Genomic DNA, 11,682 nt, shown 5'->3' with positions numbered 1-11,682 from the left:
GGGCCCGGGGGCGGGTTCGGTTCCGGGCGGCGGCACGGGGGCCGCTGTCGGGGGCAGGGCGTCGGGGGTGGTCACCGTGCATTGCCATTGGCCGTCGTCGTGGACGCGCCAGTGCGCGACGATGCCACCGGCCGAGCAGTTCCCGCCGACTCGCCTTGCCGGCCACGGTGGCGCAAATTTCTGGTCCTGATCGGCGGCTTCTCGGTCGGACCCGGCGAGCGGGAGACCGTTGGCGCCGGATCCCATCGGGTTCACCGACGGGTTGTCGTCACTCTGGTCGGCGCGCAGCAACAGACCGAGCGCGCCCACCAGTGCGAGTATCGCGGCGAGTACCGCCGCGATCGCGATCATTCGAGTACTGCTGCCGGTCCGAGTTTCCGGACCCTCGCTGCTCTCTGCCATCGCACCGCCTTTACCGCGGACCAGGTCCCCCGTCCAGCAGGCTACCGCACGGTTGCTCGCAGGCCGCTAGACTCGACCGAACAACCACTGGCCAGGGCAAATACCTATATGCGATGGTTGCCAGATATTTACTTGATCGCGACCCGCACCTTCACCGCGTCGGCGTCGGTGTTGTGCAGCGCCTGGGTGACCAATGCGCTCAGATCGAGCTGCGGAGCGGTCGCGGTGACCGATTCGGTGAGCGGGTGCAGCCCGGGCAGCAGCGCGGAGAGCTCGGGGCCGAGCTCGTTCAGCTTGGCGGTGAGCTGCTCCAGCAACGGCACCAGACCGCCGTCGCGCAGGTACATTCGCGGATCACCCTCGGTGGCCCGGCCGACCGATTCGACGAACTGATCGATCACCTGACTCAACCGGATGAAGGCGGGCGCGGCGGCGGAGGTGGCCGGGCCTGCCCAGCCGATGTCGCCGGAGACGTACTCGAAGTTGTTCTGCAGCTCGCCGATCGCCGGGGCGCGACTCATCAGCGCCGCGGCGAGCAGGTCGCCTGCCCTTGCCAGTTCGGGGACCACGTTCTCGGTACCGACCATCGCCGTGCCGAGCGTGTCGACCAGGGAGCCGACGACCGCGGGGTCGAGTTGCTCGACGGTCTTGGTGACCAGCCGCGCGACCTCGGGGATCGACATCGGGGTGCGCACGTTCTCGCCGGAAAGGCGCTGTCCGTCGGTGAGATAGGGACCGTTGGCGTCGCGCGGCACGAACTGCACGTACGGCTCACCGAGCGAGGACAGGTGCTCGATGGTGACGACACTGCTCATCGGCACCTTGTGAGCGGCGCCGAACCGAAAGCCGACCTGGACGCGACCACTCGCCGAGGTGTCGACGCCGGTGACCTCGCCGATCTCGATGCCGGTGAGCAGGATAGGCGAACCGATGCTGAGGCCACCGGAATTCGCGATCTCGATCGAGGCCGCGGTGTAGTCGGCGAACGGGTCGACGCGCACCACCCCGAAGGTCAGGTAGCTCGCACCGAGCACGGTGATGGCGGCGATGCCGCCGAGTGAGGCCAGTGCACCGATCTTCATCGCACCATTCCGATCATCCGCAGCGCGGTGACGATCTGCGCCAGCTGGTCTTGTTCGGACACCTCGACACCGGTGACGTTCACCTTTGGTCCGCGCTCGGCGAAGGGAATGATCTTGTCGCGCAACAGTGCTGTCAGCAGCGCCATATTGGTCGAGGAGCGCAGGTCGGCCGAGCCGCCGGTGGCCAGCGGGAGGAACGCGGTCGCGGCGGCGTCACCGGAGCTCGCGATCGGAGCCAGCCAGGTGAGCGAGGTACCGACCGGGCCGAGTGCGTCGAAGATCTTCATGGTCTCGGCGATCGAGTCCTGCGTGCCCGTGAGCGAGGCCACGGCCTCGGGGGTGAGGATGTCGGTGAGCGCTTGTTCGGTGTCGTCGTGCAGGATCGTCGCGTTGCGGGACAGGCCGTCGACCAGCAGGTCGACCCGGTCCAGATTCGCGGCCAGGTCGGAGGCGTCGGCGCCCATCACCGCGGAGATGCGCGCGGTTTCCCTGGGGTCCTGTGGCATCACCGAGTTGATCCGGCCGAGCATCTCCTGCAGCTGACCGATCGCCCCACCCTGGACGAACAGGGCCATGGTGGCCATCGTGTCCTCCAGTTGCACAGGCGGTTTCGTGCGTTCGATCGGGATCGTGCCGCCGTCGCGCAGCAGCTCGCCGAAGCCGTCCTTCGGAGTGGTGAGCGAGAGGTGGATATCGCCGAGGATGGTGTCCTGGCGCAGTTCGGCGATGGACTTCGTCGGCAACTGCACGGTGTCGAGGATGTCGGCCTCGACGATGACGTAACCGCCGCGACCGGCGGGGGCGTCGGCGGGCTGGACCACGCGCACTCCGTCGACGATGCCGATCTCGGCGCCGTTGGCGATCACCTTCGACTTCGCGGGCAGATTCAGCGCGCTGCTGAACTCGATCTGCACCCGGTAGGTCGAACCGCTGACAGTCGAGCCGGGCACCGGCACCTCGGCGGGGTCGAAACCACAGCCGCCGACCGCGAGTCCGCCCGCGATCACCAGCGCGACCACACTGCGCCGCAACATCTTTCGAGTGTTCATCGAGCACCTGCCATTCCCAGCACGACCTGCACGAGATTCACATCGGCCAGTCCCTGCGCCGGATCGGGGCACTGCCCCGGGATCAGCTCGTTCACCGCGCCGCACACCTGGTCGGCCTCACCGACGGGGAGGGCGACCTTCGGCGGCGCGTAGGTGATCGCGGTGCCGCCGGCGGGATCGGTGGCGCTACGGAAGGCGGAGGCGAGCGCGGGCATCTTCGCCACGATCTCGCTCAGCGATCCGACGTTGGCGCGCAACAACTTCACCAGCGGGATCGCCTTGTCGAGCGCGCCGATCAGCGGGTCACCGAGGATGACGGCGATGTCGTTGAGCATCGGCAACACCTCGCCGAGACCGTCGAACAGGGACGTGGCCGGGCCGAGCAGGTCGTCGGAGGCCATATTGAGCAGCGGCGCCAGGCGGACCAGCATCGTCTGCAGGTCACCCCAGTTGGCGGCGACCCGGTTCGACACCGAGGCGAACGCGTCGAAAAGGCTTGCGAGATGGCCGATGTCGGCGTCGGGCTTGTTCATCGCCGAACCGAGTTTGTGGATGAGTTCGTTGACCGTCGGGCCGGTGCCCTCGGTCGCGCGGTTGAGCGAGGACAGGCCGTCGGACAGGGCACTCGGTTCACCCGCGGCACCGCCGGAGAGCTGATCGGACAGGTTCGCCAGCGCCGTGAGTGTTTCGGTGATGCTCTTGGGGGTCAGGGTTTTGGTGATGCAGCCACCCGCCAGCGGAGGCGCGGTCTTGCCGCTGGTGAGCACCGCCAGATTGCGGTCCGCCGCGACCGAGTACGCGACCGTGGTGGCGGAAGCATCGGAGTAGACACCGAATTCGGCGTCGACCTCGAATTCGACGCGCACCTTGGCGCCCTCGTTGCGCACCGCGGTCACCTCGCCCACATCCATGCCGCGCATGGTGACGTGGTTGCCGGGGTAGAGGCCGATCGCGTCGGGCATGAGCGCGCAATAGGATTCGGTCTTCTTCAGTGGATCGAAGGCGACGAAGTAGCCGCCGGTCACCAGCGCCACGAGCACCGCGACACCGGCGATCGACATGAACGCCTGGGATCCGAGCAGTCGTTTCAGCATCAGCACGCCTTCCCGGGCAGCGGTACGCACACGCGGGCGCTCGACTGGTCGACCACCACGCCGGCTTCGGGGGTCGCCAGCTGCGACAACTTCGTCTGCAGAGCGCCGACGGTCCCGATGACGGGCTCGAGTTGGCCGCCGAGTTCCTGCAGTCGCGGCAACGCGTCGGCCAGGGCCTGCGCCTGCGGTTTCAGAGTCGATTCCCAGCTCGGCGCGAGGCCGGCCAGACGATTCACCACCGAGGTGAGCAACCGAACCGCTTCGGCCAGTTCGGCCTTCTTGCTCAGCAGCAGGTCTTCGAGAAGGTTGACGTTGTCCATCAGCCTGCCCAGATCGGACTTGGCGCCGTCGTACATGGAGATGTACTCGTCGACGACCGCGATCGACTTCGATACCTGGCTGCGCTGACGATCGAGCATGTCGACGTACTTGCCGACGGTGTCCAGCGTGGTGCGCAGCGCCTCCGGCGAGGTCGCGATCGCGGAGTTCGCGGCGGCCAGGTTGTTGCGCACGGTGTCGCCGTCGACGGCGGCCAGCGGGGCGGTGGCGTCCTGGAAGGTCTCGATCAGGCTGTAGGGCAAGCGGATTCGATCGGAGGGAATCGCCTTGTCCCCCAGCGGGGCGGTGCCTGCCGGGTACAGCGCGACGTAGTGGCCGCCGACCACGGTGAGCATGCGGACATCGAGGGAGGTCTTGTCGCCGACGAACACCCCATTGTCGACGGTGAACTGCATCAGCACCTTGTCGGGCTTCAGCTCCAGGGAGGTGACGCTGCCGACCGAGATGCCTGCCAGACGCACGTCGTCGCCCTCGCGCACCGACTGCGCTTCGCTGAGCTCGGCGGTGTAGGTGTGCTTGCCCAGCGGTACCACGTAGACCACGCCCGCGGCGATGATGAACAGCACGACCAGGCTCAGGCCGATGATCCCCATCCGCAGTTCCCGTGCGCGTTTGCCCGCTTCGTCGGGGATCGGGCGATCACCGGCGAACATCCCGGTGAGCTTCTTCAGCGGTTGCATACGGTGACCTTCTGTCCGGCGATCAGCACCTGCAGCGGCGCGGGCACCTCGGCGGCGCCATTGCTGCAGTGCGGCGTGAAGTCGGCGAAACCACGCGAAAGCGAGGCGTCGACCGTGGCCAGCAGACCGGGGAGCTTGCCGAATACCTCGACAGCTTCCTGGGGATTCGGGAAAAGCCCGCGGATCATCGCGTCGACATCGGCGCCGCCGCCTTCGACCAGGCCGAGCGAGGCGAGCAACCGGTCCACCGGGGCCAGCACCGAGGGCGCGGTCATCGCGAACTGCGCGACGCCGCCGATATTGCGCTGCATCGCCTCGAAGATGTCGGTGAGCCGGGCCAGCAGCGGCAGCAGGTAGCCGACTCGACCGCCGTGCCGGTCGCCCATGTCGGACAGATTGCGGATCAGGATGCCGATCACCTGCTGACGGTCGTCGGCGTAGCTCGCGAGCTGGTCGATCGCGGTCAACGCGGGACCCAGGCCCGTGCCGTCGCCCTCGATGACGGCGAGCATGCTCGCGGTGAACTGGTTGATCGCTTCCGGCGACAAGGTGGCGAGCACCGGCTTGAGGCCGCTGAACAGGCTCGTCACATCGAAGGACGGCACGGTCATGTTCGCGCCGATCCTGGCGTTCGCCGCGATGGTCTTACCGGGGTTGGGCGCCTGCTGCAGGTCGATATAGCGCTGGCCGGTGAGGTTCTGGTAGCGGATGGCCAGCTTGGAGTTGTCGTAGATCGGGGTGTCGGTCTTGACCGTGATCGCGACCTTGGCCTTGTCGCCTTCGAGGCTGATCTTCTCGATCTTGCCCACCTGCACGCCGAACATCCGCACGTCGTTGCCGACCTTGAGGCCGTTGGCGTCGGTGAACAGCGCGTCGTGGGCGAAGGTGTCGCCGTCGACGGGACGCTTGATCAGGGTGAACACGAGCCCGAGGACGGTGATCATCACCAGGGTGAAGGCGCCCAGGCGCAGCGCGGTTCCGCGAATCTTCATCGCCCACCGGCCTTTCCGAACAGCGGCACCGCGATGCCGGGGACACCGCTGAGCTCGACGTCGAGGTTGAGGACAGGACCGTTCGGGCTGTCGGGCATGGCGCCGCGCAGGTTCTGCAGCAGGGCGGTGAGATCGGCGCCGGTCCGGCGCGGATTCGGCGACATCTGGGCCAGCGCGAGCAGCATCGGGGCGAGCATGTCGGTGGTCTCGGCGAAGTGGCCGCCCGCCGTATTCAGCGTGGTGGTCAGCGCGGGCAGGATGCTGCCGCCGATCACCCCGACGCCGATGTCGTAGCGCTCCTTGTCGACCTGGGTGACCCTGATCTCGCTGAGCTGGTCGATCACTTTCATGGTGGCGCCCGCGAACTCACCGCCGCCGTCGAAGGCGGGGCCGAGCTTGCCGAACAGCTCCGAGGGCATCACGTCCTGGTTGTCGGCGAGGGTCTTCGCGACGGTGATCAGGGCCTGCACCAGCGGGGTGAAGGCCTTGAAGTCGGCGGCCAGCTGGGAGATGACAGTCGCCATCTGCGGGCTGGTGACGGTCATGCCGACCTGCGAGAGGCTGCGCAGGATCGCGCTCATCGTGGCGTCGTAGACCCGGTCGCCGTTGGTGCCGGTGAGGTCGAGGACCGCGCCCTCGCGCAGCGGCGAACCGCCCGCGCCGCGGCGCAATTCGATCTCGGCGATGCCGAACAGGTTGGTCGGGGCGTAGTCGATCGCGAGGCTGTCGTCGATGCCGACCAGACGCTGCGAGTCGAGCAGCAGCGAGATCTGCTGGGTGCCGCGTGCGCCGGGGGTCACCTCGGCGACCTCGCCGACCGTCACGCCGTCGACGCGGACCTGGCTGCCCGCGCTGATGCCGTCACCGAGATGTTCGGTGTGCAGGGCGATGCGCAGGCCGTCTTCGGTGCGCAGGTTGTTGTAGGCGACAGTTCCGAGCAGGACCGCCGTGATCAGTCCGAGGATGATCGCGCCGGTCGTGCGCGCGCTGCGCCGATCGGCGGCGACGCCCGGCATTCCGTAATTAGGCATAGCTCACCCCGTAAAACTGATCGCCGAGTTGAAGCCCCAGAGCGTGATCGTGAGGACCATGTCGATGGCGATGATGGCCACCGAGCTGGCGCGCACCGCGCGACCGGAGGCGATGCCGACCCCCTCGGGACCACCGGTGGCGAAGAACCCGAAGTAGGCGTGCACCAGGATCACCACCGTGCCGAACACCGCCACCTTGATCACCGCGGCGATCATGTCGAAGCCGGAGATGAACTGGAAGAAGTAGTGGTCGTACACACCGGCCGACTGGCCGTAGACCATCGTGAGCAGCCCGCGGCAGGCGCCGTAGGCCAGGATCAGCGCGATCAGGAAGGTCGGCACGATGGCGATGGCGCCGGCGATCACCCTGGTGGTGACGACGTAGGGCACCGAACGCAGGCCGAGCGCCTCGATCGCGTCGATCTCCTCGGAGATGCGCATCGCACCGATCTCGGCGGTGATCCGGCAGCCCGCCTGGGCGGCGAAGCCGATGGCCGCCGCGATCGGGGCCAGCTCACGGGTGGTCGCATAGGCCGAGATCACACCGGTGACCGGGCCCATGCCGAGCATGTCGAGGGAGGCGAACGATTCGACGCCCACCGAGGCGCCCATCACCAGGCCGAGCACGATCATCATCGGAACGGTGCCGCCACCGACGATGATCGACCCGCGACCCCAGGTCATATCGGTGACCGCGCGCAGCGTTTCGTCCCGGTAGCGGCGCAGCGTCAGCGGCACCGAGGACAGAACCTGCCAGACGAACACCGCGACGAAGCCGAGCGATTCACCGGCGGTGACGATCCGCTTGCCGATGCGGGCGGGCTTGCGCAGCCAGTGCAGCGAGGTGGGGATATACGACGAGGCAGCCATCACGCCAACTTCGTCGGCAGGAACATCGCGCTGATCTGGCTGGCCAACAGGTTCACGATCGCGATCGAGACCACCGAGAGCACCACCGCCGCGTTCACCGCGTCGGCGACACCGCGCGGACCGCCCTTGGCCTCGAGGCCGCGCTGGCAGGAGATGATCACGACCAGGAAGCCGAAGATCAGCGCCTTGAGCAGCGAGACCCACACGTCACCGGCGGTCGCGAACGAACCGAATGTCGACCAGTAGCTACCCGGGGTCACGCCCTGACCGCCGACGGCGACCGCGTAGCCGGCCAGTACGCCGACGAAGATGATCAGCACATTGAGCATCGGAGCGACCAGCAGCATGGCGGCCAGACGCGGGATGACGAGCCGGTGCACCGGGTTGATACCCATGGTGTTGAGCGCGTCGATCTCCTCGCGGATGGTGCGCGCACCGAGGTCGGCCGCGATGGCCGCCGCGCCCGCGCCACCGAGCAGGAAGCCGGTGGCGATGGGCGCGCCCTGTTTGATCACGCCGAGGCCGCCGGTCGCGCCGAGCATGGAGTCGGCGCCGAGGCTGTGGATCAGGTTGCCGACCTGGACCGAGACGATCACGCCGAACGGGATCGCCATCAGGATCGCGGGAATGGCGGTGACCGTGATCAGGCGCCAGGCCTGCACGAGGGTCTCCCGCCACTGGAACTGCCTGCGGGCGATGTCGGAGAACGAGCCGCCGACCGATTGCTGTGCGAGATCGACCGCACGCCCGAAGGTCCGCAGCGACGACACGACGGTGTCGGTGAAATTCTCGCGGACGATCTGGGTAGCGGAATCCGGCTTCGCGGAGTGCAGATCGGTAGGCATCAGGAATGCCTCCGGGCCGCTCGTGAAGCACGGGGCTTGGTGATTTTCATACCGCACTCTCTGGCTTCGGCGTCGGTGCCAACTCCAGCAAGCTAACCGGTACTCTGCGTCACAACAAAATTTTCAGTGGGTGACCCTGGTCGCTTTTCCACGATTTCCATGACAGATCTACATGCCGTGTGATCCGCAACACTTCAGCTACGGGCTTGCGGCCAGGAACACAAAACCCGCGAACAACGCCAGGTGAACGCCACTGTGTAGCAAGGTCGCGCGGCCGGGAACGATCGTCAGCGTGCCGACCACGACCGTGAGTGCGAGCAGAACCATCTGCGTGGCACCGAGACCGAGCACCAGCGGACCGCTGAGCCAGATGGTCGCGATCGCGATCACCGGAATGGTCAGACCGATGCTGGCCATCGCCGAACCGAGCGCCAGGTTCAGACCGATCTGCACCTGGTTGCGGCGCGCGGAGTTCACCGCGGCGATGGTCTCGGGCAGCAGTACCAGCATCGCGATCACCACACCCACCGCCGACGGCGGCAATCCGGCCGAGGCGATCGCCGACTCGAGCGCGGGCGAGACCACCTTGGCCAGGCCGACCACGCAGACCAGGGCGAGCACCAGCATGCCGAGACTGATCAGCGCGGCCCGATTGGACGGCGCGTGACTGTGGGCGTCGCTGTCGTCGACCGCGCCGCCGTCCTCCACCGGGAGGAAATCGTCGGGGTGACGCACCGTCTGCACCATCACGAACAGCCCGTAGAGCGCCAGCGAGGCGACGGCGGCGAAGGCCAGCTGCGCCGGCGAGAACTCAGGGCCGTGCGCACTGGTGGTGAAGGTCGGCAACACCAGACTCAGCGTGGCCAGGGTCGCGACGGTGGCCAGGGCGGCGCCGGTCCCCTCCGCGTTGAACACCGCCACCCGCCTGCGCAGCGCGCCGACGAGCAGCACCAATCCGAAGATGCCGTTGCAGGTGATCATCACCGCGGCGAACACGGTGTCGCGAGCCAGCGAGGCCGCCTTGTCGCCGCCGGAGATCATCATCGTGACGATCAACGCCACCTCGATCACGGTCACCGCCACCGCGAGCACCAGCGAACCGTAGGGCTCGCCGACCCGGTGGGCCACGATCTCGGCGTGATAGACCGCCGCCAACACCGCACCGACCAGGGCGATACTCACCAGCGCGACGATCAATCCCGGCACCGAACGGCCCCAGCTGAGTACGAGCACCAGCGCGGCGAGGATGGGCACGTACATGGTCCATTTAGTCGTCAACGCGGCAATCATGACCTCCATCCTTCCAGCTACGACCGGGCACACCCGGATCCGTCGCGGCATGGATCTCGGCGATGGATTCACTCGCGCCCCCCGCATGGGGAACAATTCAGCGCGTGCGGACCCAGTTCACCCTCGAGCTCGTCGCTTTGGCCAACGATCTCACCCTGATGTCGCGCGTCGCCCATGACGCGACCGAGCGGGTCACCCAGGCGCTGGCCGGTGCCGACCTCGCTGCCACCTACGAGGTATTCGCGCTCGACGAGCAGCTACAACTGATGTTCGCCGCCTGCGAATCCCGCACCATGGCCCTGCTCGCGTTGCAGGCGCCGGTCGCGCGCGACCTGCGCCATGTGGTGACCGCGATTCAGGTCGCCGGCGAGCTGTCGCGGATCGGTCGGCGCACCGAAACCGCTGGGCAGTACGTGTATCGGGCACATCCGAGCGCGGTCGCTCCAGCATCGGTGATCACCGAACTGGTCTCGATGGGCACGCTCGCGGCCGCCTGTGTCGCGCGGGTGAGCGCGTCGGTGGCCAGCGGTCGATTCGCCGCCGAGGACGGCAGCGACATCGACGCGATGGAAACGCTGTGCAAGCAGTTGCGCACCGCCCTCAGCGAGGCCGAGGTGAGCACCGAGGCCGCGATCGATATGGCGTTGCTGGGCAGTCAGTTCCAGCGATGTGTCGACCATGCCGCCCGTATCGCACGGCTGATCCGCTTCCTGGACACCGGGATTCCGCCGGAGTCGGGATCACTGCCCGACTGATAGATTGTGATATCGGTCACCTAGAGTTTGCACTCGGGCGGCAACGGTCACTTCCGTCGATAGATGAACGCTATTGAGCCACAATCGGTTCCCGCTGTGCTGTGCGGAACCTCATAGCGGACAATCACTGACGACACCCGGTGCGGCCGTTAGGTTGTGCCGGTTCATTTTTCGACGGAGCGTCTGGGCGGTACGGGCATGAAGTGGTCTTCGATCAACGGCACGATTCTGGGACGAGTCCTGCTCGCCTTCGCCACGGCGGTATGTCTGGCCGTGGTGGCCGCCTGTTCGAACTCGCTGCTGGACGAGGTGAATCCGGGGCCTGGCGCCGCGGGCGCGGCGACGGTGTCGGGCAAGGAGGTCGGCGATCTGGTCGCCACCCTCGTCGTCGCGAAGGAAGGCCCGATGACGGGCTACACGCGCGAGAAGTTCCCGCACTGGGACACCAACAAGCCCGAGCACGGCTTCACCGGCGACCTGGCCAAGTACACCAAATGCACCAGCCGCGAGGTGATGATGCTGCGTGACGCCAACGGCAAGGTCACCCTCGACGCCAAGACCTGCGACTTGACGGTGGCGGCCGGTGGCGGCTGGCAGGACCACTACGGCTTCATCGACAAGAAGACCGGCCAACTCGGGCCCTACAAGTTCATCACCGATCCGTCCAAGGTCGACGCCGAACACATTGTCGCCCTTGCCGAAGCGTGGCGATCCGGTGCCGCCGACCGCGACGAGGACACCCGACGCCGCATCGCCAACGACTCGATGAACCTGGTCGCCGCCGACCCGTCGGCCAACCGCTCCAAGGGTGATCAGGATCCCGCGAACTATCTGCCGCCCGGTAACTTCCGGTGTGCCTATGTGGAGCACTACGTCAAAGTGAAGGTAAAATACGCACTGACCGTTGATACCGCAGAGCACACCGCATTGCGCACCGCAGTCGATGACTGCCTCCGCCGAGGAGAGTTCAAATAAGCGAGCCCATCGAGATCACCGCCGAGAGCGCCGTCATGACCGAAGAGGAAGGGACGGTGTCCGGCGAGCTCGATGTCATGCTCGACGACGCCGGCAAGGGCCTCGTCCGCTATCGCGGCACCGATACCTGGTTCACGATCGGCAACATCGACTGCGAGCCCGCCCGTACCTGGGACTGCGTCGCCGACCTGGTGAAGGCGATCAAGAAGGACGCGGGCACCCGAGATGTCGCCGGAAACATCGTGGTCTTCGAAGCATGAGGATTCACCTGGCAATCT

General features: G+C 66.9%; 12 protein-coding genes and 1 pseudogene. 3 read left to right on the top strand and 10 right to left on the bottom strand.

Annotated elements, in window-relative coordinates; genetic code table 11:
• The 10 genes and pseudogenes from NS1_RS36050 to NS1_RS36005 all read right to left on the bottom strand — a co-directional run.
• Positions 1-402: pseudogene (locus NS1_RS36050) on the bottom strand (hypothetical protein); the annotation flags it as partial.
• Positions 403-530: 128 nt separating this feature from the next.
• The gene (locus NS1_RS36045) at positions 531-1,484 is read right to left on the bottom strand and encodes an MlaD family protein (protein WP_062991847.1); all 954 of its coding nucleotides are present in this window, start codon (positions 1,482-1,484) and stop codon (positions 531-533) included.
• Positions 1,481-2,533, bottom strand: coding sequence for an MlaD family protein (locus NS1_RS36040; RefSeq protein ID WP_218020007.1), 1,053 nt, complete (start codon positions 2,531-2,533; stop codon positions 1,481-1,483). Before NS1_RS36040 ends, NS1_RS36045 begins: the two co-directional genes overlap by 4 nt.
• Positions 2,530-3,627: an MlaD family protein gene (locus NS1_RS36035; protein ID WP_062991863.1), complete on the bottom strand. Its 1,098-nt coding sequence runs from the start codon at positions 3,625-3,627 to the stop codon at positions 2,530-2,532. Before NS1_RS36035 ends, NS1_RS36040 begins: the two co-directional genes overlap by 4 nt.
• Entirely contained in the window at positions 3,627-4,646 is a 1,020-nt protein-coding gene (locus tag NS1_RS36030) for an MlaD family protein (RefSeq protein WP_062991843.1), read from the bottom strand. Before NS1_RS36030 ends, NS1_RS36035 begins: the two co-directional genes overlap by 1 nt.
• A complete protein-coding gene (locus NS1_RS36025; protein ID WP_062991841.1) occupies positions 4,634-5,638 on the bottom strand; it encodes an MlaD family protein in 1,005 nt (334 codons plus the stop codon). Before NS1_RS36025 ends, NS1_RS36030 begins: the two co-directional genes overlap by 13 nt.
• Complete coding sequence (locus tag NS1_RS36020) at positions 5,635-6,669, bottom strand: MlaD family protein (protein ID WP_062991839.1); 1,035 nt, start codon at positions 6,667-6,669, stop codon at positions 5,635-5,637. Before NS1_RS36020 ends, NS1_RS36025 begins: the two co-directional genes overlap by 4 nt.
• A 3-nt stretch (positions 6,670-6,672) precedes the next feature.
• Entirely contained in the window at positions 6,673-7,539 is an 867-nt protein-coding gene (locus NS1_RS36015; RefSeq protein WP_062991837.1) for an MlaE family ABC transporter permease, read from the bottom strand.
• Entirely contained in the window at positions 7,539-8,384 is an 846-nt protein-coding gene (locus NS1_RS36010; RefSeq protein ID WP_062991835.1) for an MlaE family ABC transporter permease, read from the bottom strand. Before NS1_RS36010 ends, NS1_RS36015 begins: the two co-directional genes overlap by 1 nt.
• 198 nt (positions 8,385-8,582) lie before the next feature.
• A complete protein-coding gene (locus tag NS1_RS36005; RefSeq protein ID WP_218020006.1) occupies positions 8,583-9,674 on the bottom strand; it encodes a calcium:cation antiporter in 1,092 nt (363 codons plus the stop codon).
• Between the two features lie 104 nt (positions 9,675-9,778).
• Here NS1_RS36005 and NS1_RS36000 point away from each other — a divergent pair, with 104 nt between their 5' ends.
• The 3 genes from NS1_RS36000 to NS1_RS35990 all read left to right on the top strand — a co-directional run bounded on the left by NS1_RS36000 (position 9,779) and on the right by NS1_RS35990 (position 11,664).
• Positions 9,779-10,429 (top strand): phosphate signaling complex PhoU family protein, encoded by a 651-nt coding sequence (locus NS1_RS36000; protein ID WP_062991830.1) that lies wholly within the window; start codon positions 9,779-9,781, stop codon positions 10,427-10,429.
• 198 nt (positions 10,430-10,627) lie between these two features.
• On the top strand, positions 10,628-11,404 hold the full coding sequence (locus tag NS1_RS35995) for an HNH endonuclease family protein (protein WP_062991828.1): 777 nt from the start codon (positions 10,628-10,630) through the stop codon (positions 11,402-11,404).
• 35 nt (positions 11,405-11,439) lie between these two features.
• Positions 11,440-11,664 (top strand): hypothetical protein, encoded by a 225-nt coding sequence (locus NS1_RS35990; protein ID WP_084504764.1) that lies wholly within the window; start codon positions 11,440-11,442, stop codon positions 11,662-11,664.
• The last annotated feature ends 18 nt before the right edge of the window (positions 11,665-11,682 follow it).

Source organism: Nocardia salmonicida NBRC 13393 (genome assembly GCF_001613085.1).
Lineage (GTDB): Bacteria > Actinomycetota > Actinomycetes > Mycobacteriales > Mycobacteriaceae > Nocardia > Nocardia salmonicida.
Note: the sequence above shows the minus strand (reverse complement) of the source record. Positions and strands in the feature narration are given on the sequence as shown.

Coding starts and splice junctions, on each gene's coding strand:
- NS1_RS35990 (WP_084504764.1), top strand. CDS start 11,440: ATGACCGAAGAGGAAGGGACGGTGTCCGGCGAGCTCGATGTCATGCTC.
- NS1_RS36035 (WP_062991863.1), bottom strand. CDS start 3,627: ATGCTGAAACGACTGCTCGGATCCCAGGCGTTCATGTCGATCGCCGGT.
- NS1_RS36030 (WP_062991843.1), bottom strand. CDS start 4,646: ATGCAACCGCTGAAGAAGCTCACCGGGATGTTCGCCGGTGATCGCCCG.
- NS1_RS36005 (WP_218020006.1), bottom strand. CDS start 9,674: ATGATTGCCGCGTTGACGACTAAATGGACCATGTACGTGCCCATCCTC.
- NS1_RS36020 (WP_062991839.1), bottom strand. CDS start 6,669: ATGCCTAATTACGGAATGCCGGGCGTCGCCGCCGATCGGCGCAGCGCG.
- NS1_RS35995 (WP_062991828.1), top strand. CDS start 10,628: ATGAAGTGGTCTTCGATCAACGGCACGATTCTGGGACGAGTCCTGCTC.
- NS1_RS36015 (WP_062991837.1), bottom strand. CDS start 7,539: ATGGCTGCCTCGTCGTATATCCCCACCTCGCTGCACTGGCTGCGCAAG.
- NS1_RS36040 (WP_218020007.1), bottom strand. CDS start 2,533: ATGAACACTCGAAAGATGTTGCGGCGCAGTGTGGTCGCGCTGGTGATC.
- NS1_RS36010 (WP_062991835.1), bottom strand. CDS start 8,384: ATGCCTACCGATCTGCACTCCGCGAAGCCGGATTCCGCTACCCAGATC.
- NS1_RS36045 (WP_062991847.1), bottom strand. CDS start 1,484: ATGAAGATCGGTGCACTGGCCTCACTCGGCGGCATCGCCGCCATCACC.
- NS1_RS36025 (WP_062991841.1), bottom strand. CDS start 5,638: ATGAAGATTCGCGGAACCGCGCTGCGCCTGGGCGCCTTCACCCTGGTG.